At 43.6% G+C, this 19,579-nt stretch carries 23 protein-coding genes; 11 read left to right on the forward strand and 12 right to left on the reverse strand.

Annotated elements, in window-relative coordinates:
• The first annotated feature begins 92 nt into the window (after window positions 1–92).
• Window positions 93–1,310, forward strand: a complete 1,218-nt coding sequence (locus tag ATB74_RS18355) for a glycosyltransferase (RefSeq protein ID WP_061019395.1) — start codon at window positions 93–95, stop codon at window positions 1,308–1,310.
• A gap of 95 nt (window positions 1,311–1,405) precedes the next feature.
• Here the strand turns inward: ATB74_RS18355 and ATB74_RS18360 are convergent, their stop codons facing one another.
• The gene (locus tag ATB74_RS18360) at window positions 1,406–2,122 is read right to left on the reverse strand and encodes a 3-deoxy-D-manno-octulosonic acid kinase (RefSeq protein ID WP_061019396.1); all 717 of its coding nucleotides are present in this window, start codon (window positions 2,120–2,122) and stop codon (window positions 1,406–1,408) included.
• A 97-nt stretch (window positions 2,123–2,219) separates the two neighbouring features.
• Between ATB74_RS18360 and ATB74_RS18365 the strand changes: the two genes are divergently transcribed.
• Genes ATB74_RS18365 through ATB74_RS18390 form a run of 6 tightly spaced genes read left to right on the forward strand, consistent with a single transcriptional unit; the run spans window position 2,220 to window position 6,794 of the window.
• Complete coding sequence (locus ATB74_RS18365) at window positions 2,220–3,275, forward strand: glycosyltransferase family 9 protein (protein WP_061019439.1); 1,056 nt, start codon at window positions 2,220–2,222, stop codon at window positions 3,273–3,275.
• A 38-nt stretch (window positions 3,276–3,313) separates the two neighbouring features.
• Complete coding sequence (locus ATB74_RS18370) at window positions 3,314–4,096, forward strand: glycosyltransferase family 2 protein (protein ID WP_061019397.1); 783 nt, start codon at window positions 3,314–3,316, stop codon at window positions 4,094–4,096.
• A 1-nt stretch (window position 4,097) separates the two neighbouring features.
• Window positions 4,098–5,129: a glycosyltransferase family 4 protein gene (locus ATB74_RS18375; RefSeq protein ID WP_061019398.1), complete on the forward strand. Its 1,032-nt coding sequence runs from the start codon at window positions 4,098–4,100 to the stop codon at window positions 5,127–5,129.
• On the forward strand, window positions 5,126–5,605 hold the full coding sequence (gene coaD, locus ATB74_RS18380) for a pantetheine-phosphate adenylyltransferase (RefSeq protein WP_061019399.1): 480 nt from the start codon (window positions 5,126–5,128) through the stop codon (window positions 5,603–5,605). The genes ATB74_RS18375 and coaD overlap by 4 nt, the downstream gene beginning before the upstream one ends.
• Entirely contained in the window at window positions 5,602–6,525 is a 924-nt protein-coding gene (locus ATB74_RS18385; RefSeq protein ID WP_061019400.1) for a glycosyl transferase family 90, read from the forward strand. The genes coaD and ATB74_RS18385 overlap by 4 nt, the downstream gene beginning before the upstream one ends.
• 59 nt (window positions 6,526–6,584) lie before the next feature.
• A complete protein-coding gene (locus tag ATB74_RS18390; protein ID WP_061019401.1) occupies window positions 6,585–6,794 on the forward strand; it encodes a hypothetical protein in 210 nt (69 codons plus the stop codon).
• A 64-nt stretch (window positions 6,795–6,858) separates the two neighbouring features.
• Here the strand turns inward: ATB74_RS18390 and ATB74_RS18395 are convergent, their stop codons facing one another.
• The 6 genes from ATB74_RS18395 to radC all read right to left on the reverse strand — a co-directional run bounded on the left by ATB74_RS18395 (window position 6,859) and on the right by radC (window position 10,891).
• A complete protein-coding gene (locus ATB74_RS18395) occupies window positions 6,859–7,863 on the reverse strand; it encodes an NAD-dependent epimerase (protein WP_061019402.1) in 1,005 nt (334 codons plus the stop codon).
• A 91-nt stretch (window positions 7,864–7,954) separates the two neighbouring features.
• Window positions 7,955–8,764, reverse strand: a complete 810-nt coding sequence (gene mutM, locus ATB74_RS18400; protein WP_061019403.1) for a bifunctional DNA-formamidopyrimidine glycosylase/DNA-(apurinic or apyrimidinic site) lyase — start codon at window positions 8,762–8,764, stop codon at window positions 7,955–7,957.
• Between the two features lie 2 nt (window positions 8,765–8,766).
• Window positions 8,767–9,291 (reverse strand): hypothetical protein, encoded by a 525-nt coding sequence (locus ATB74_RS18405; RefSeq protein WP_061019440.1) that lies wholly within the window; start codon window positions 9,289–9,291, stop codon window positions 8,767–8,769.
• 216 nt (window positions 9,292–9,507) lie between these two features.
• Entirely contained in the window at window positions 9,508–9,675 is a 168-nt protein-coding gene (gene rpmG, locus ATB74_RS18410; protein WP_002535344.1) for a 50S ribosomal protein L33, read from the reverse strand.
• Between the two features lie 13 nt (window positions 9,676–9,688).
• Window positions 9,689–9,925 (reverse strand): 50S ribosomal protein L28, encoded by a 237-nt coding sequence (gene rpmB, locus ATB74_RS18415; protein WP_004728407.1) that lies wholly within the window; start codon window positions 9,923–9,925, stop codon window positions 9,689–9,691.
• 291 nt (window positions 9,926–10,216) lie between these two features.
• Window positions 10,217–10,891 carry a RadC family protein gene (radC, locus tag ATB74_RS18420; protein WP_017071069.1) on the reverse strand — a complete coding sequence of 225 codons (675 nt, stop codon included), beginning with the start codon at window positions 10,889–10,891 and terminating at the stop codon, window positions 10,217–10,219.
• Window positions 10,892–11,115: 224 nt separating this feature from the next.
• Between radC and coaBC the strand changes: the two genes are divergently transcribed.
• The 3 genes from coaBC (at window position 11,116) to ATB74_RS18435 (ending at window position 14,107) form a co-directional block, all read left to right on the forward strand.
• Complete coding sequence (gene coaBC / locus ATB74_RS18425; protein ID WP_061019404.1) at window positions 11,116–12,357, forward strand: bifunctional phosphopantothenoylcysteine decarboxylase/phosphopantothenate--cysteine ligase CoaBC; 1,242 nt, start codon at window positions 11,116–11,118, stop codon at window positions 12,355–12,357.
• A 139-nt stretch (window positions 12,358–12,496) separates the two neighbouring features.
• Entirely contained in the window at window positions 12,497–13,087 is a 591-nt protein-coding gene (slmA, locus tag ATB74_RS18430) for a nucleoid occlusion factor SlmA (protein ID WP_017063086.1), read from the forward strand.
• 39 nt (window positions 13,088–13,126) lie between these two features.
• Window positions 13,127–14,107: a Kdo(2)-lipid IV(A) acyltransferase gene (locus ATB74_RS18435; protein ID WP_061019405.1), complete on the forward strand. Its 981-nt coding sequence runs from the start codon at window positions 13,127–13,129 to the stop codon at window positions 14,105–14,107.
• 72 nt (window positions 14,108–14,179) lie between these two features.
• On the opposite strand, the gene pyrE is transcribed toward ATB74_RS18435, so the two are convergent.
• Together pyrE and rph are read right to left on the reverse strand one after the other, a co-directional pair.
• Window positions 14,180–14,821 carry an orotate phosphoribosyltransferase gene (gene pyrE, locus ATB74_RS18440; protein WP_017059267.1) on the reverse strand — a complete coding sequence of 214 codons (642 nt, stop codon included), beginning with the start codon at window positions 14,819–14,821 and terminating at the stop codon, window positions 14,180–14,182.
• 106 nt (window positions 14,822–14,927) lie between these two features.
• Window positions 14,928–15,644 (reverse strand): ribonuclease PH, encoded by a 717-nt coding sequence (gene rph / locus ATB74_RS18445; protein WP_019826449.1) that lies wholly within the window; start codon window positions 15,642–15,644, stop codon window positions 14,928–14,930.
• A gap of 248 nt (window positions 15,645–15,892) precedes the next feature.
• On the opposite strand from rph, the gene ATB74_RS18450 reads away from it, so the two are divergent.
• Window positions 15,893–16,759 (forward strand): YicC/YloC family endoribonuclease, encoded by an 867-nt coding sequence (locus ATB74_RS18450; protein WP_009847984.1) that lies wholly within the window; start codon window positions 15,893–15,895, stop codon window positions 16,757–16,759.
• 322 nt (window positions 16,760–17,081) lie between these two features.
• Here the strand turns inward: ATB74_RS18450 and cspE are convergent, their stop codons facing one another.
• From cspE to ATB74_RS18465, 3 genes are all read right to left on the reverse strand, one after another.
• Window positions 17,082–17,294, reverse strand: coding sequence for a transcription antiterminator/RNA stability regulator CspE (gene cspE, locus ATB74_RS18455; protein ID WP_004735656.1), 213 nt, complete (start codon window positions 17,292–17,294; stop codon window positions 17,082–17,084).
• Between the two features lie 310 nt (window positions 17,295–17,604).
• Entirely contained in the window at window positions 17,605–18,030 is a 426-nt protein-coding gene (locus ATB74_RS18460) for a phosphate-starvation-inducible protein PsiE (RefSeq protein WP_017062464.1), read from the reverse strand.
• Between the two features lie 158 nt (window positions 18,031–18,188).
• Complete coding sequence (locus ATB74_RS18465; protein WP_061019406.1) at window positions 18,189–19,559, reverse strand: NCS2 family permease; 1,371 nt, start codon at window positions 19,557–19,559, stop codon at window positions 18,189–18,191.
• Window positions 19,560–19,579 lie beyond the last annotated feature (20 nt).

Raw genomic sequence — 19,579 nt, forward strand, 5'->3', positions numbered from 1 at the left:
AACAGCCTCTATACCAGAGTAAAAGTTGAGTAATAATGCGTTCTTTAGAGCTGTTTCCCAAAAATAAATAATACGAATTGAGGTGATATTAAATGCATTTTTTACACCATACCCCTGATCTCTCCGCGACCGGAGGCAGTAGAAATATTCTAGACCTGTCGCAGTACCTTTGTGACAGTGGTCATGATGTTTCCATTATCATAGATTCGAAGCGAATTGCCTTTAATGTAGATCCTAGAATTAACCTTTATTTATTAAAAAAGGGGAAACTCTCTCTATTATCAAATCAACATCAAGAAACAGCAATTGAGGGTTATAAAAATAGAAATAATAAAACAAAAAAGAAAAGAAGCAATTTAAAGAAACTCATAAGAAAGATTCAAAACATAAAAAGATATTTAGTCAAGTTGTTCATATTCCCGGTTAATTATTTCATTGTAAGAAGCTTTATTAAAAATAAAAAAATTGACTTTATCTCAAGCCATAATATGTATACTTTCTTTGAGCATTTCTTTTATTACCCGAAAGAAAAGTTTGCTTTAATGCTAAGAAATTCTCCAAATGAAGTTTTCTTAGAGAGGGGAATTGTGAAACTTTTTCCTTTTAATCGTTATTTTAATGAACGTTTATGTCTTGGTGTATCACAAGCAACGATTGATGAGATAAAAGCGCTTGACCTTGGTGTACAAGACCGCAGTTTCGCTATCTATAACCCTTTTGATTTTTATAACATCAGAAAAAATGCAGATATAAAGCCTAATAGCGAATATGACATCTATAATAAAAAATATATTCTATCTCTTTCATCACTTGACAATAGAAAACGCATAGATCGAACTTTACATGCTTTATCTCTAGCTTCTGATAAAAATATTGAGTTAGTTCTCGTAGGGATAGGCCCAAGCAAAGTGGAACTAACAGAGTTAGCAGAGTCTTTAGGACTTAGTCACCGAGTTCACTTTCTAGGTTTCCAGCAAAACCCATATCCGTTTATTAAAAATGCAGAAATGTTAATTCTCGCCTCGGACTCAGAAGGTCTACCAACTGTAGTGATTGAATCTCTAATATGCGGGACTCCGGTTATCTCTACAGATTGCCCCTGTGGTCCGAATGAGATCTTAATTGATGACTTAGAAGAGTTTCTAGTGCCAATAAAAGGTATAAAAGAAGAAGTCATTCATAAAAACATTGCAAATTGCATAGATCGACTCATAACTGATAGGGTTTTAATTGAAGATAGGCATGTAGAAAGATTTAGTAAAGAGACGGTAGTGAAAAACTGGATAAAAGTTGCAAGTAAAGAGAGGTAACTACTTGCAGACTTAAGAAGTTTATATTTAGTCACCTATATACGCCTTAGTAGCATGTATAGGTGGCAAATAAAATAGCCTAGTAAAAGCTACATCTATTTATTACTATTCTCAAAGTATCCTTCTAACAAAAAGTCAAAATCCGTAGAGCTCCACATAATTGCACGTTTACCTTTCTCTTTCTTAAAGGAACGTAAGAGCCGCTCTAAGTTTTTGTTAGAAAACTTAGTTTCTGGAGATAAGAAGCACTTATCAAAGTCGATAATCCAAATGTTCTCTTGATCATCAATTAAGATATTGTGAATATTCAAGTCGGTATGGTTCACATGAACTTTGTGCATTTTGGCTATTTCTTGCCCGATCTTTTGGTACATCATTTTTGGCAATGGATTTTCTTGTAGAATACTAACCAAGTCTCTAGCATTTGGAATTCTCTCGCTCAATAGATCAGCTTGATAAGTTAAACCTGTTTTTACTGACCTTGCCGCAATTGGTCGAGGAACATTAACCCCAGCGTCTATTAATGTCTGAAGTAGATTAAGCTCTTGAGCGCTACGAGTTTGTTCCCAGCCAGAAAACCAATAATGGTCTTTTACAAACTTCCCAAACAAGCCACCTCGATGATAGTGCCGCAATGCTCCATGCATAGTATCAAGCTCAACGAACCAAGTGGTTCCTCGCCCTATCGCGCTACCAATTATTTTATTCTGCTGTAACCAGTACTCAGCCTCAAAAGCACACTTGACTTGTTGTGCTGAGATTAAAGATTCATCGAACCAGATGACTTGACTATCAAATCGAAGTGTTTGCATTGGGCGTACCTAACTAATTGCTTAGTTTTATTTTACATTCCCCTAGCCCAACTGCATAATTCTTATTAATCACTTTGATAGAGCTCACCTTATGTCCCTGTTCGAATCTGCCCCAAAGTCACTATGTGTTCTTAGGTTGTCAGCTATTGGAGATGTCTGCAACACCATAGCTACAGTACAAGCTATCCAAAAACAGTGGCCTGACACTCAAATAACCTGGATTACTGGCAAACTTGAAGCTCAACTTCTCCAAGCAGTAAATGGTATTGAAGTGATTATTTTTAATAAAAAAGCGGGGCTCGATGGCTATAAGTCATTATGGAATCAGCTGAAAGGGCGTGAGTTTGATGCACTACTTCATATGCAATATGCAATTCGCGCTAGCTTAGCTACTTTAGGCATCAAAGCAAAATACAAGCTTGGATTCTCTTCTGATCGCAGTCAAGATTTTCAAACATTGTTCACCAACGTCAAAGTACCATCCCCAACGTCCCTTCATGTCGCCGATGGTTTAATGGCATTTGCTCATCAGATTGGTACCTCTCAATCTGAGCTCTCTTGGTCTTTATCTTATTCTGATGAGGACAGCATCTGGGCGAAGACACAACTAGAATCTGGGAAACCCAACTTATTATTGGTTCCTGGTGCAAGCAAAGCCTACAAGAACTGGAACGCTAAGGGCTATGTTGATGTCATTAAACATGTGCGAGGTAAGGGTTGGAATGTCATACTAGGTGGCAGCCCTGCAAAGGTCGAAGTAGACCTAGCAAATGAGATTCAAGCTTTACTTAATGCACCCTGTTTGAACTTGGTTGGAGAAAGCTCAATCCTACAAATGCTCGCTTTGATTGATAAGGTAGAGATGGTTATCGCGCCAGATACTGGCCCAGCCCACATGGCAAGCGCGATGAACACGCCAATTATTGGCTTATATGCCCACCACAATCCTCTTCGTGTAGGACCTTATAATTACTTGAAATATGCCGTATCTGTATATGAAGAACTAATTTTTGCAGAAACAGGAAAGACTAGCCAAGAATTAAGTTGGCGAACTCGAGCAAAGGATGAAACAGCAATGAGCCGTATCACAAGCGAACGAGTCGTCGCTATGTTTGATCAAGTCATAGAAGATTTGTATCCACAATATCAGTAAAATTTACCTGTAGAAGATTGTTTAAGAAGGAAACTACCTTGTCTAAACCCACCTTAGCCGTTGCCTTGATCGTAAAAAATGAAGAGAAGCACCTTAAAGCTTGTCTGGACACTGTAAAAGATTGGGCCGATGAGATTGTTCTTCTAGATTCAGGTAGTACTGATAGCACTGAAGAGATCGCTAGGCAGTATACCGATAAATTTTATATCAATTTAGAATGGCCTGGATTTGGCAAGCAACGTCAACTTGCTCAAAGCTATGTGGAATCAGATTTTGTACTTTGGCTTGATGCCGATGAACGTGTTACCGATGAATTACGCCAAGGCATACTCAACGCAATCAGCCAACACAATGATAAAAACATTTATCGTGTAAACCGACTGACGACAGCCTTTGCCAAAGAGATTCGTTACTCAGGGTGGTCACCTGACTGGGTAGTTCGCCTATACAAAACATCAGAGACTAAATATAACGACTCACTAGTTCATGAAAGTATTGTTGTGCCCGATGGCTTTAAAGTGATTTCATTGGATGGCCGTTTGAAGCATTTTACTTACGAAAGGTTGGGCGAGTACACGCGTAAAACCCAACTGTACATGCAATCTTGGGCAGACCAACGTGAAGGTAAAAAGTCGGCCTCACTTTTTAGTGCATTTACGCACGGTTTTTTCCGTTTTTTCAAAATGTACATTATTAAGCGTGGTTTCTTAGATGGCCGACATGGCTTTTTACTTGCGGTACTGAGCGCAAATACAACTTTTACTCGCTATGCCGACCTGTGGCTGCGTGATTACGTCAAAAAACATAATAAAGAGCAATAACATGAACATTTGCCACGTTAACTTAGCTTCTGGATACCATGGTGGCGAGAATCAGACGCTACAGCTCATTAAGCAGCAAGTAAAGCTCGGCTATCAACTGACAGTTGTTGCAAACCCTAAGAGCCCTTTCGCCGATGCGGTAAAAGCGTTAGGCGTTAAAGTGGTATTAGCGAACCACTTTACCAAAGCACACTCAAAGTCGATTACCAATGATTGTGCTCTAATCCATGTACATGAAGGGCGAGCTATCTATTGGGCTCTAATCCAACATATGCTCTACGGAAAACCATATATTATTACCCGTAGAATCGATAACGCACTAAAGAAGAAATGGTTGGCAAACTTAGCCTATTCAAAAGCATCCGCGGTGATAGGTCTAAGTACTGAGATAGTTCAGAGAGTGAAAGATGCTTACCCAACTTCAGTAACGTACAAAATCCCAAGTTCACCAGTTACATACCCTGTTAACCCACAAGCCGTACAAACGATTAGAGACCGCTTCGCAGACAAGTTTATAGTGATACATGGAGCGAACATGCTGAAGCATAAAGGCTTCAATGTCACCGTCGATGCGGCACGGGTTCTAGAAGATTCTGCACCGTTCATCCATTTTTGTTTACTAGGCGATGGCTCAGAGAGACAAGCTCTTGAGTCACAAGCAAAAGACCTTAATAACATCAGCTTCGAGGGCAAACAAAGCAACATGGGCGACTGGTTTGCCGCGGCTGACTTGCAAGTACACCCTTCCTACACAGAGGGGCTTGGCTCTGTCATCTTGGAAGGTATGGGCTCTGGTTTACCTGTTATAGGTACTAATGCCGGTGGTATCCCTGATATTATCGACCACAACTCCAATGGCTTGCTTGTTGAACCCGGTAATGCTCAAGAGTTGGCGGATGCAGTAATGAAGGTAGCCCAAGACGAAAGACTTAAACAAGATTTCATCGCACAGGGGCAAGAGAAATTGAAGTTATTTGATATCAACTATACTGCGAATCAATACGCAGACGTTTATGAGAAAGCTTTACGATGAAAAAAGTTATATATCCTGGCACGTTCGATCCAATCACTAACGGCCACCTAGATATCATCACGCGCGCTGCAGACATGTTTGACCAAATCATTATTGGTGTCGCTGCAAGCCCTTCTAAAAAAACACTTTTTAGCCTGGAAGAACGCGTAAAACTCGTTGAAGAATCAACCGCACATTTAAGCAATGTATCAACGGCTGGTTTTAGTGGGTTGTTAGTCGATTTTGCACGAGAACAGCAAGCTAATATATTGGTGCGCGGCCTTAGAACAACGGTAGACTTTGAGTATGAGTTCGGTCTAACAAGTATGTATCGAAAACTACTACCTGGTGTAGAGAGCGTGTTTTTGACACCAGCAGAGGAGTATGCTTTTCTCTCTTCAACCATCGTTCGTGAAGTGGCGATTCATGGTGGGGACGTGGAGCAATTTGTACCTAAATACGTTCACGCAGCTATCAAAACAAAGGTAGCACAATGAGTTTTATAAAGTTCAAATACTACTTATCCAATAGCCTTCTGGTCTTACTGCCAAATACAATCCGTAAAACATTGGCCAATAACCTTATTCAGGCAATGCCCATAGACTCTTATATCCAAGATAGAGTCGATTACTACAACAAGGTTAACTCACCATTTAATCTCCCAGAAAAAGGCTCAGCTCATGTTAAAGACTTTAAGAAAACGGGTGGAACGACCTACTATTTCGACCTTCACAAGGTAGTAAAATCTTTTCCGTCACACTATTTTTTCCAATTTTTGAATGGTGATGTTCGCCGAATCCCTGAACAACCAAGTTTTCTAAAAAGTCGGCCAATCAATAAAGATAATCAACACTCTGTTTTGCTCAAATTGAATGAAATTCGTCATTTCCAATTTATTTCTGATTCTCAGTCATTTCGAAGTAAGAAAGACATGGCAGCCTGGAGAGGTGTTGGTTACCAGCCTCACCGAAAAAAAGTTCTTGAGCAATACTATGCTCACCCCTCATGTAACATTGGTCAAACTCAACCCGTTAAAGGAGAACCTTGGGAAAAGGGGGTAATGTCCATAGAGGAACAATTACAGTACAAATTTTTACTAGCCATCGAAGGTAATGATGTTGCAACCAACCTAAAATGGGCAATGTCTTCAAACTCACTGGTCATTATGTCCAAACCCAAGTATGAGACATGGTTTATGGAAGGCCGCCTCAAAGCCGGCGTTCACTACGTGGAAGTTACGGATGATTACTCTGACTTAATTGAGAAGATGGAGTACTACATCGCACATCCAGAAGAAGCTGAAAGCATTATCGAAAATGCACATACGTGGGTCGATCAGTTCCGAGACCAAAAGCGTGAACGTTTAATTTCTTTACTGGTAGCAAAGAAGTACTTCGAAAAGTCAGGACAGCTATAATATAACAACACGTTATCTACCCTGAAACTTTCGCTCCGGTAACCAATAGTCACCTCGATATGATCGTCCGTGCCGCGAACGAGTTTGGTCTCACCAGCATGCACAGGAAGCTACTGCCCGGCCTTGAAAGTGTGTTTCTAACCCCATCAGAAGAGTATGCATTTCTTTCTTCGACAATAGTTCGAGAAGTGGCTATTCATGGTGGGGACATTAGTCAGTTTGTACCACAAAAAGTTGCGGCTGAAATCAAACTGAAAACAGTGAAATAATCCTGTGTTCAAAAACAAAAATAGCGCTCATTGAGCGCTATTTTTTATGACTGAAATTTGGGTTTTACAGTGAGTAGTAAGCTTTATACCAATCCGCGAATGCTTTCGCGCCTTCTTGAATTTTAACTTGTGGTTTGTAGCCAACTGCTTCAAACAAATCCTCAGTATCAGCGTAAGTCGCGTACACGTCACCGGGTTGCATTGGCATGAAGTTCTTCTTCGCTTCGATACCTAACGCAGTTTCCAATGCTTCGATGTAATCCATCAATTTAACTGGGCTACCATGACCGATGTTGAATACACGGTATGGTGCTGAGCTGGTTGCTGGTGAGCCTTGCTCTACAGTCCAATCTGGCTGTTTAGCTGGAACTCGGTCTTGAACACGAATAATGCCTTCAACAATATCATCGATATAAGTGAAGTCGCGCATCATGTCGCCATTGTTGTAAATGTCGATCTCTTTGCCCGCTACAATTAAGTTCGCAAACTTGAACATCGCCATATCAGGGCGGCTCCAAGGGCCGTAGACGGTAAAGAAACGAAGGCCTGTCGTCGGTACATCGTATAAATGAGAATAAGTGTGTGCCATTAGCTCATTAGACTTCTTCGTCGCTGCGTACAATGAGATTGGGTGATCAACACTGTCTGCTGTGTGGAATGGCATTTTCTGGTTCAAGCCATACACAGAGCTTGATGAGGCGTAAACTAGGTGTTCAACCTTGTTGTGGCGACAGCCTTCAAGAATAGCTAGATGACCAACCAGATTGCTATCGGCATACGCCATCGGGTTATCAATTGAGTAACGAACGCCAGCTTGCGCCGCTAAATGAATGACGCGGTCAAACTTTTGCTCAGCAAACAACGTTGCCATGCCTTCTCTATCAGCAAGATCCAACTCGATAAAGGTTAGGTTTTCATGCTCAATGCGCTTTAGACGATCATGTTTCAAAGAGACTTCATAGTAGTCATTCAAGTTATCAATGCCGACAACCTTATGTCCAGCCGCACATAGTCGCTCTGAAACTGCAGAGCCAATAAACCCGGCAACGCCAGTTACTAAATATTTCATTCTACTATTCTCAATTCATATCATTAGTGTAATTGTAGCTACTAGCCTGCTTATCTACTAGCGTAAAAAAGTGAACATAAGTTCAGTTTTTTTATACTTGGCACTCTTCACAGAAAAACGTATTCCTCTGCCCTATTTTTAACTCTTGAATCAGAGCTTCACAAATAGGGCACTTTTCGCGGGCTTTGCCATAAACTTGTAGCTCTTGAGCGAAATACCCCGGCTTGCCATCTGCTTGTGCGAAATCTTTTAGCGTGGTGCCACCTTGTTTGATGGCGGTAGCAAGCACTTGTTTGATCTCTTGAGTTAACAAGACCCACTCTTCTTTTGTCACTTTGCATGCAGGGCGCAAAGGGCTAATACGTGAAGCAAATAGCGCTTCATTGGCGTAGATATTTCCCACTCCCACCACCACTTTGTTATCCATGATGAATTGCTTAACGGCGACTTTACGTTTTTCTGCCTTCTCAGCTATGTAGTCGGCGTTGAAATCGTCAGTTAGCGGCTCAGGGCCAGATCCCAGTAATACGGGATGAGTTTCATCAGGCGCTGACCATAGCCAAGCACCAAAGCGGCGAGGGTCGTTGTAGCGCAATACTTTGCCATTAGTGAGCTTGAGATCCACGTGATCATGCTTTGCTGCAGGGAAATCAGCATCTAATACGCGCAGTGAGCCAGACATACCAAGGTGAACAATGGCAGTGCCAGTATCCGTTTCAATCAATAGGTATTTAGCACGACGCGAGATAGAGCGAATTACCTGCCCTTCTAATGCTTTTAGCTCTTGTGGGATATCCCAACGCAGCTTCGGAGTGCGAAAGGTAAGCGTTTTAATGGTCTCACCGACTAAATGAGGCGATATCCCCATACGGCTTACTTCGACTTCGGGTAATTCAGGCATAGTTAGTCGTCCGATTTAGAGGAGTAGTTAGCGTTAAAACTTGGAAACAGGTAGCTCTCTTCAATAGACACCGCCAACCACTGATCATTCCAGTTTTTTAACAACCAGAACTCAGGCAATTGATAATAGGTAATACGCTGGGGCTCTTCTTGGTCTTGATACCATACTTCGATGGTGTGCGGTGTATTTAACCGAGGCGTAAGGTCTGTGTAAGTCTGTGAGTCGACTTCCGTGCCCACAAGCTCTCTCCAACGTTGTGACAGCTCTTGTGCATTGGTGGCTTGAGGAAAGCCTGTACCTTTGAACTGGTAAACCCATTGGTTGTTTTGTTGAATGACAGACCACTTAGCAAAGTGCAACGCTTTAAGCTCTGCTGTTGGGTTCAGGAGATAAGGATAAGGGCTATCAACCTGCTGTTCAGGCTCGATAAGGTACGCTTTGATCAATGTTGGAAGGTTTAACACGCCAATAAAAGCGATCACACTGAACATGAGTATGTTGTTCCACCTACGCCCGCGATATCTCATCTGATTCTGCTCATCTAACCTATTGAACATTCAGTATATCGTGAAAGTGGCAATACTTTCTATGTTGCGCAGTTTTCTATCTATCAGACGCTATATCAAGCGCTACATCAAACAAGAGCAATTGAGTTACTCAAATTTTAGGTATAAAAAAACCCAGCGATTAAACTGGGTTTTTCAATTCTTTCTTCTACTGAAGAAGAGCAAAAAAAGCATCAATTACTTGATTTTAGCTTCTTTGTACATAACGTGTTGGCGAACTACTGGATCAAACTTTTTGATCTCAAATTTGCCTGGCATGTTACGCTTGTTCTTATCAGTTGTGTAGAAGTGACCAGTACCTGCAGAAGATACTAGACGAATTTTCTCACGAATGCCTTTAGCCATTGCTTAATTCCTCTTAAACGTTTTCGCCACGTGCACGGATATCAACAAGAACAGCATCGATGCCTTTCTTATCAATGATACGCATGCCTTTAGCAGTTAGACGTAGTTTAACAAAACGTTTTTCGCTCTCTACCCAGAAACGATGAGTTTGTAGGTTCGGCAGAAAACGGCGCTTAGTAGCATTGCGTGCGTGTGAACGGTTGTTACCCGTTACTGGACGCTTACCAGTTACTTGGCATACTCGGGACATGAATGTCTTCTCCAATCGTTTCAGCTCGATATCAACCTTGGTGGCCGAACCTCTCTATCAATTAAAATAGAAGGTAAAAACCGTTATGGAAAATCCATACAAGGCTATCAAAGGTCGCGCATTATACTAACTTGACACGCATTGCTCAAGACCCGAACAGATCCTTTTTACGGATTTCGTGATCTTTTTTTGTGCAGCGCAGCTTGCTTGAGTAATCAGAGCTGATTTTAGGTCTAAAAATGTGGGCGGAATAATAGCAGATTTAACGCAACTAACAACCTAAAATGTGATTCAAATCCATCCACGCTCTGCAAAAGAGACAACTTCGCCATCTCCAACGACAAAATGGTCGAGAACTCGGATGTCCACCAGCGCTAATGCATCGGTTAATCGACGTGTAATCCGCCTATCCGCTTGGCTGGGCTCAGCAACACCTGAAGGGTGGTTATGAGCCAAGATTAATGCCGCCGCATTGTGATGCAGTGCCCGTTTAACCACTTCCCGCGGGTAAACCGATGCGGCATCGATGGTTCCTTCAAACATGACCTCGTCCTTTATTACTCTATTTTGGTTATCTAGGAACAATATATAGAAGGCTTCTCGCTGGCGATCGCGCAACATGCTCGAAAGATAAAGCTTAGTATGACTTGGGCTAGTGAGTGCATCTCCGCGAGATAAAGTCTCTGCTAGATAGCGCTGTGTCATCTCTAACACGGCCTGCAATTGAACATACTTGGCCTGCCCCATCCCTTTATGAGCACAAAACTCTTCCTGTGTTGCTGAAAAAAGATGACGGAGCGAGCCAAAGTCTTTGATCAACTTGTCAGCGAGCTCCAACACGTTCATTCCTTGTGTCCCTGTTCGCAGGAATATCGCGAGCAGTTCCGCATCACTCAAAGAGTCAGGCCCTCTGTTTAATAGCTTTTCTCTCGGCATCGATTCGGCAGGTATTTTATCTATTGGCATATAAAAGCTAATCACTAGTCTTGAACACGACCCACCACCTTAATGAGATCGTCATCAGATATCCTTCGATAGAGATAAAAGGAAACGAGTCACTAGCAAAACCGTGTAATTGATAAGTTTGATAACACCAACTTGATGAGCGTCAAATCTGTTCCAACTCTGCTTCTAGGCACTCATCCTTTGTTCTGATATCGTAAGTCGCAGAGAAATTAAGGAACAGAATCATGCAAACATTGGTTAATCAACTGGATAACGCTGACCTACAAGGCCTAGCTGGGAAAAAAATCCTACTTGGCATTAGTGGTGGTATCGCTGCGTATAAATGTGCCGAACTGACTCGACGCTTAATTGAACGTGGAGCACAAGTACAAGTCGTGATGACAAATGCAGCTAAGGAGTTCATCACTCCTCTCACCATGCAAGCCGTCTCTGGAAGGCCAGTGTCTGATAGTTTGCTTGATCCTGCTGCTGAGGCTTCCATGGGGCACATTGAGCTCGCAAAGTGGGCTGACCTCGTACTCTTAGCACCTGCAACTGCTGATCTGATTGCTCGCATGACAGCGGGCATGGGTAACGACCTACTGACCACCTTGGTTTTAGCAACCGATGCGCCAGTTGCGGTATCTCCGGCAATGAACCAACAGATGTATAGCCACCCTGCCACTCAAGAGAACATCGCGACTCTAAAACGTCGTGGTTGTGAAATCTGGGGCCCAGCTGCAGGCGAACAAGCGTGTGGTGATGTGGGAATGGGTCGCATGCTAGAGCCTATGCAGCTCGTGCACCGCTGTGAAGACTTCTTCCAACCTAAGCCGCTTGCTGGCCGCTCTGTGTTAATCACGGCGGGTCCAACTCGTGAAGCCATTGACCCTGTGCGTTACATTACCAACCACAGCTCGGGCAAGATGGGCTATGCTCTGGCTGAAGCGGCAGCGAAACAAGGCGCATCAGTAACTCTAATCAGCGGCCCTGTATCACTCGCGACACCAAATAAGGTTAATCGTATCGATGTCGACAGCGCTCAGCAGATGTTTGACGCTGTGAGTGCCAATGCCGCTCAACACGATATTTTCATCAGCTGCGCCGCGGTTGCCGATTATCGCCCAGAGACCATCGCAGACCAAAAGCTTAAAAAGGTCGATGGAAAAGATGACATGACGATTCAAATGGTTAAGAACCCAGACATCGTCGCTTCTGTCGCTGCAATGACTGAAGGTCGCCCATTTACTGTCGGCTTCGCAGCTGAAACTCAAGACGTTGAGAAGTACGCGCGCGGTAAGTTAGAAAGAAAGAACCTCGACATGATCTGCGCCAACAATGTCTCAGTTGAAGGTCAAGGCTTCAATAGCAGTAGCAATGAGCTGCATCTTTATTGGAAAGGCGGCGATAAGTCTCTGCCACTGGAAAGCAAAGACACACTTGGTTTCCAGATCCTCGCTCAGATCCAACAGCTTATTGATGCATAAACGCACAAATTTGCTCTGACAATCTGCTGACACCTCTCGATTCTGTTGACCTAGGGTTCACAAAACTAGGAAACAGAATTGAATGGTGTTTATAATCCTTCTTCACTCAATCCTCATCTTTAGGAAAGGAAGTAAATAGATGGCTGGTGCTCGAAAATCAAACCGTCGTGAAGAAATCCTACAAGCTCTCGCACAAATGTTGGAATCGACCGAAGGTGCTTCTCGTATCACAACGGTAAAGTTGGCCAAGCAAGTGGGTGTTTCTGAAGCTGCGTTATACCGCCACTTCCCAAGCAAAGCCCGCATGTTTGAAGGCCTGATCGAGTTCATTGAAGAAGCGTTGATGTCTCGAATCAACCGCATTCTGGATGAAGAGAAAGACACGCTAGAGCGCATACGTCTGGTGCTACAACTCATCTTAGTTTTCTCAGAACGTAACCCAGGCCTGACTCGAATTTTGTCTGGTCATGCTCTAATGTTTGAAAATGAACGCCTGCGTGATCGCATTAATCAACTTTTCGAACGCATTGAGACGCAACTTCGCCAGATCCTGCGTGAAAGAAAGCTTCGTGAAGGGAAATCATTCCCGGTTGATGAGAAAATCTTAGCCGCTCAGCTGCTCGGTCAAGTTGAAGGCAGCTTGAATCGATTTGTTCGCTCAGACTTCAAATATCAACCGACAGAAAACTTTGATGCTTATTGGGCTCTGCTAAGCGCTCAGATTAAGTAGCAATCAAATTAAGTAGCAATCAAATCTTAAGTGATGGTTATGACGACGAAAACTTCTCCGACAAGCAGCACTGCACAACACGTTATTACTAAGCCACCTTTTACTCTGGCATTACTCCACCCTAAATACTGGGGAGTGTGGTTCGGCTTTGGACTATTGGCGCTTATCGTTAATGTCCTCCCTTACCGTATATTATTAATGCTAGGTCGTTCATTGGGTTCCCTTGGGGCTCGCTATGGTAAAAAGCGCGTAGCGGTAGCAACACGTAACTTGGAGCTCGCCTTCCCAGACAAGCCCGCAGATGAAGTCGCGGCAATGGTCAGCGAGAACTTTAAGAATACCGGTATGGCACTGATCGAAACTGGCATTACCTGGTTTTGGCCAACGTGGCGTTTCAAGCGAATCCTAGTAGATAAAGACACCCAAACCCTGCGTACACATAAAGCCAACGGTAAAGGTGTTCTTCTGTGTTGTGTGCATGCCTTAAATCTAGAGATCACCGCTCGAGCAATGGCTGTTCTCGGTATTTCAGGTTTAGGCGTTTATCGCCCGCACAACAATCCGGCTTATGAATTCATTCAATATCGTGGTCGTACTCAGAACGGCAATCGCCTGATTCACCGTAAAGACGTGAAGCGCATGATCCGAATCCTGCGTCAGGGTGAGATCCTTTTCTACCTACCGGATCATGATTACGGTCGTAACAAGTCTGTGTTTGTGCCTTTCTTCGCGGTAGAAGATGCATGCACCACCACAGGCACCAGTATTCTGGCTTACACCAGTCGATGTGCACTTGTTCCGGGGTCAGGTTTTAGAAATGCCGACGGCAAGTATGAAATCATGGCCGATGAGTCAATTGAAGATGACTATCCACAGAAAGATGAGAAAGCCGCCGCTGCCTACATGAACAGCTATCTTGAGAAGATTATCTTAAGAGCACCAGAACAGTGGATGTGGCTGCACAAGCGCTTCAAAACAATGGAAGATCCAGAAGTTGAGCGCGGCATTCGCTACAAATAATTTCTGAACCAAAAGAAAAGGGGCTGATGAATCATCAGCCCCTTGTGCATTCTATAGCTATAACAAATTGTATTAGATGCCGTATTGAGCGCGGTACGCTTTTACTGACTCTAAGTGTGCTGCGTCTGTGCCTTTCTCTTCAAGGAAAGTCACAAGGTCAGTCAGACTAACGATTGAGATAATTGCACAACCGAAGTCACGCTCAACTTCTTGAATCGCAGACAACTCGCCTTTGCCCTTCTCTTGACGGTCGATAGCAACAAGCACGCCCGCTAAATCGGCACCGTTTGCTTGGATGATTTCCATCGATTCACGAATCGCTGTTCCAGCAGTGATCACGTCATCTACTAGCATGATGCGACCTTCAAGCGCGCTACCGACAAGGTTGCCACCTTCACCGTGGTTTTTCGCTTCTTTACGGTTGAAGCAATAAGGCGTATCTACATCGTGGTGATCTGCCAGTGCAACTGCTGTCGTCGTTGCAATTGGGATACCCTTGTATGCAGGACCAAATAGCACATCGAACTCAATGCCAGAATCAGCCAATGCTGCTGCGTAGAAGCGACCTAAACGCGCTAGGTCACGACCTGTATTAAACAATCCAGCATTGAAGAAGTAAGGGCTCTTACGGCCAGACTTTAAAGTAAACTCACCAAACTTAAGTACTTCTTTCTCTAGTGCAAATTCAATAAATTCACGTTGATATGCTTTCATGTTTTTCCTCTACGTTTATTCAATAAAACTTAACTTACGCTCTGCACTACTCTTTCGAGTTTTACAGACAAAAAAATAGCCCCTTATGAAAGGAGCTATCTAATAATTATTCTGCTAACGCCGACTTCTGCGCTTCAACAATATCGGCAATACCCTTATTCGCCAGGGCTAAAAGCTGCATCAGCTCTTCATGGCTGAACGGTTCGCCTTCTGCGGTGCCTTGAATCTCAATCATCTTACCGTCTTCCGTCATTACAACGTTCATGTCGGTATCGGCTGCTGAATCTTCAACGTACTCAAGGTCACACAGTGCTTGTGCACCAACGATGCCCACTGAAACTGCCGCTACGTGGCCTTTCATTGGGTTCTTTTTCAGTTTACCGCTTGCTAGTAGGCTGTTGATAGCATCCGCCATTGCAACGCTTGCACCTGAGATAGAAGCAGTACGAGTACCGCCGTCTGCTTGGATAACATCACAATCAACAGTGATCATGATTTCACCCATTACTTTCAGGTCAACTACAGCACGTAGGCTACGAGCGATCAGACGTTGGATCTCCATCGTACGACCACCTTGCTTACCGCTCGCCGCTTCACGACGGTTACGAGTGTGCGTTGCACGTGGAAGCATACCGTATTCAGCCGTTACCCAACCCTTTCCTTGGCCTTTTAACCAACGCGGTACGTTTTCTTCTACCGTCGCATTACATAGAACTTTAGTGTTGCCGAACTCAACTAATACAGAACCTTCAGCATAAGCTGTGTAGTTACGAGTAATTTTAATTGGACGAATTTGATCTACAGCGCGGTCATTTGGACGCATTGGTATCTACCTTATTAACAGTCTGAAGTGATTTACTATCGAAAGAGTGCATCACCTAAGAAAGGGGTGAGACAGTTTTGATTGGGGCAAGATTATATAGCAGTTTATCTTTCAAATCTATTTACCGTTCAAAGCTATTTATCATGAAAGGCTATTTATAGTGAAAAGCGACAAGCTTCGGGAGCACACCATATCGTGATACTATGCGTGCGCGTTATTTTCAGAATGATAAAAGACAGGAAAATTCGATGATTTATAGTATGACCGCGTACGCACGCAAAGAAGTAAAAGGCGATTGGGGTACAGCAGTATGGGAAATCCGTAGTGTAAACCAACGCTACCTAGAAACTTACTTCCGTATGCCTGAACAGTTCCGTGGTTTAGAGCCAATCTTGCGCGAGCGTTTCCGTAAGCGTCTAGCGCGCGGTAAGGTTGAATGTAACCTACGCTTCGAAGCAAACCCTGCAGCAAAGGGCGAACTAAGCATTAATGAAGGTTTGGCTCAGCAAGTAATCAATGCTGCTAACCAAGTAATGACGATGACTGGCGAAGACAGCCGTTTGAACCCATTCCAAATTATGAACTGGCCAGGCGTGATGGAAACTCCAGAGCAAGACATGGATGCCATCAACAAAGATCTACTTGAAGCATTCAACGATGCAATCGCCGAGTTCATTGATGCTCGTGCTCGCGAAGGCGAAAACATGAAGGCGCTAATTGTACAGCGCTTAGATGCGATCACTGAAGAAGTCGTGAAAGTTCGTGCACGCATGCCTGAGATCCTAGAATGGCAACGTGAGCGTCTTCTTACCAAGTTTGAAGATGCAAAAATTGAACTTGAAGGTTCTCGCGTTGAGCAAGAGCTTATCCTACTCGCACAGAAGTCAGACGTAGCAGAAGAGCTAGACCGTCTAGACTCTCACGTGAAAGAAGCGAATGTAGTACTGAAGAAAGGCGGCGCTTGTGGCCGTAAGCTTGACTTCATGATGCAAGAGTTCAACCGTGAGTCAAACACGCTAGCGTCTAAGTCTATCAGCACGGACATCACAGCATCAGGCGTAGAGCTTAAGGTTCTTATCGAACAGATGCGTGAGCAGATCCAAAACATTGAATAACAGTCTGTAAGTAGCACACAATAATCAGCCCAATCAGTGCTGATTAGATCAAAATGAGCTCCTAGTTTTAGGGGCTTTTTTTATGGATACAGTAATGACAGTCAGGGCTAGTCAGTAAGCTGGTAGTTACGTAGGAGATGTACTTAGCACAAAAGATAGATATAGATAGCAGATAGCACGGAGCAGGTGTACAAAAGGATTTTTTAATATTTTGAGGAGGTATTGCTAGTGGAGAAGAGTGTTGCGGTAAAACTGAGGGGGAAACAGATTTGAGAGAGAAAGTGACGCAAGTTGCTGTTGCAACCTGCGCCGACTTAAAATCTTATAGAGCTACAACGTTTGCAGCTTGAAGACCTTTTTGGCCTTGCTCTACTTCGAAAGACACTTGTTGGCCTTCTTTAAGAGTCTTGAAACCTTCAGAAGCGATTGCACGGAAGTGTACGAATACGTCAGCGCCGCCGTTGTCTTGAGTTAGGAAACCGAAGCCTTTCTCTTCGTTAAACCATTTTACTACGCCGTTTGTTTTGTTAGACATGATGTGTCCCTTATATAAAAATAAAAAATTAATCGCCAAAAGTGCGATGCGCTGAAAGCTTGAATTATTTAATGTATCTATGAAGCTAAGGGAAACACTGAGAATAACAATGAAGCAATACTAAGGGTTTTACTTTACAACTGGATGTTTCATTTAATAACCCTGAAAACAGAGCGACGCCATTCTTGGTGATCTTAGCCTGCTTGTAAAGCGTTATTTGGATGAATTGATGATTTTTTGTTCAATCGACCCAATTAAAAACCCAACGATATCGCTGGGCTTCATTTATAAAACCTTAACCTTCAAAGTGTTACTCGTCGGGCTGCTTGGTTCGAAGGTCTACATACGGCCAATAATGATGCCCAACACGAATCAAGAGTGTCGCCGCGGCCAAGATAAATGCCGCTAAAGATAACCAAACAATCAATACCGCATCGAGTTCTTTCATGCCCAAAGTGATGTAACGAGCAATCGCCATCATCGCGATATAGATTGGGTATCGCACTGGGATCTTACCGTTCATCACAAACTGTTGAACCATGGCCAACACTTCTAAATAGATAAACATCAATAGAATGTCGGTCAGTTGTACACGGCGTTCAGCGAAGACATGCATGAACTCTTCGACCATCGCAAACAAGGTCGCGAGCGTGATCGCCACCAGCAATACCGCTTCCATAATGTGGAACACTTTTAAAAACGGCTTACTAAAAGATTTAGGTAAATGAGAAGGCATAGTCACTCTTCAAAAAATAATTAATCCAGTCTCTACAATAGCATGCATCAATATAAGTCGCGTACTCTAGAGAGACGACAGATACAAAAATGGCCCCACACTCAATGCGGAGCCATCAGTTTGCCTTTTACTTAGCGACCTTTAGTGGCTAATTAGCCTTAAAGCAGAATCAGGTAAGTTAAGAACACCACACACAGTCCGTAGATAAGCGGGTGTACTTCTTTGCGCTTACCTGCCACAACCATTGTGAATGCGTAGCTGATGAAACCCATCGCCATACCGTTCGCTGGAGAGAAGCTTAGCACTGTGAACATGATGGTGAAGAAAGCTGCAATGCGTGACTCTTTCTTTTCCCAGTTAATCTGACCAAGGCGGCCTACCATGTAGATGCCCACTACTACCATCGCCGGTGCAACCATAGCAGCCGAGAAGATAGAGAAGATTGGGTATAGGAACAGCGAGATTAAGAACAGACCAGCCACCATGACTGCTGCCAAGCCCGTTTTCGCACCTTGAGAAGAAGCAATGCCAGACTCAGAGAACGCGGTAATCGATGTGGTACCAAGAATAGAGCCAATCACAGTACCGCCCGCATCTGCCACTAGAGCCGATTTCGCGTTTGGCACCTTACCGTCTTTATCGATGATGCCCGCATCGCGTCCAACACCAACAATCGTACTCAAACCATCAAAGAAATCGACAATCAAGAAGATAAGCACGATGAACAGTAGGTCGAACATTTTCTCTGGCGTGAAAGCAGAAAAATCAAAGATAGCGCCGAAGCTGCCTGCCATGCTTGGTGGCATAGCAATAAACTGTTCTGGGATTGGTGCATTTGAAGTGCCCATGAAGACGTCAGCAAGAATCGTCAACACGATAGCCGAAACGAACGAGATAAACGTCGCTAGCTTGATATCTCGAACCATACAACCCAGTGCGATGAAGATACTCACGTAAGCGATGATCACTTTTGGATCGGAAATGTCGCCTAAGCCAACCAGTACGAATGGGTTAGAAACGATGATGCCCGCATTCTTAAGACCTAAGAAAGCAATGAACAGTCCGAGAGAAACGGTAATCGCCAACTTCAAATCTTCAGGAATCGACTCAATCATCGATTTACGAATATTGGTTAACGAGAACGCGAGATACAAAATACCTGACAGGAAGATGCCGAACAGCGCCTCATTCCAAAGTACTGCGACTGAACCACTTAACAGCAAGCCTTTGAAGAAGCCGTTCATGCTCATGCCCGGCGCAAGCATCACTGGATAATTGCCCCAAATACCCATGATTAGGGTCGAAATAGCCGCAGCAAGTGCTGTTGCAGTAAACACGGCACCTTTATCCATGCCAGGAATACCCCCCAAAATCGCTGGGTTGACCGCCAGAATATAACTCATCGCCAAGAAAGTAATGAAACCCGCGTACAGCTCAGTGCCAATCGTGGTTTTTCTTTCAGTGATTTTAAACAACGAATCAAGTGAGCCAGAAGAGTTCTGGGCTTTTAGGGTGGAATCGGTACTCACAACAAAACCTATGCAATAAA

Origin of the sequence: Vibrio splendidus (assembly GCF_001557875.1) — a bacterium.
In the GTDB taxonomy this organism is placed as follows: Bacteria; Pseudomonadota; Gammaproteobacteria; order Enterobacterales; family Vibrionaceae; genus Vibrio; species Vibrio splendidus_F.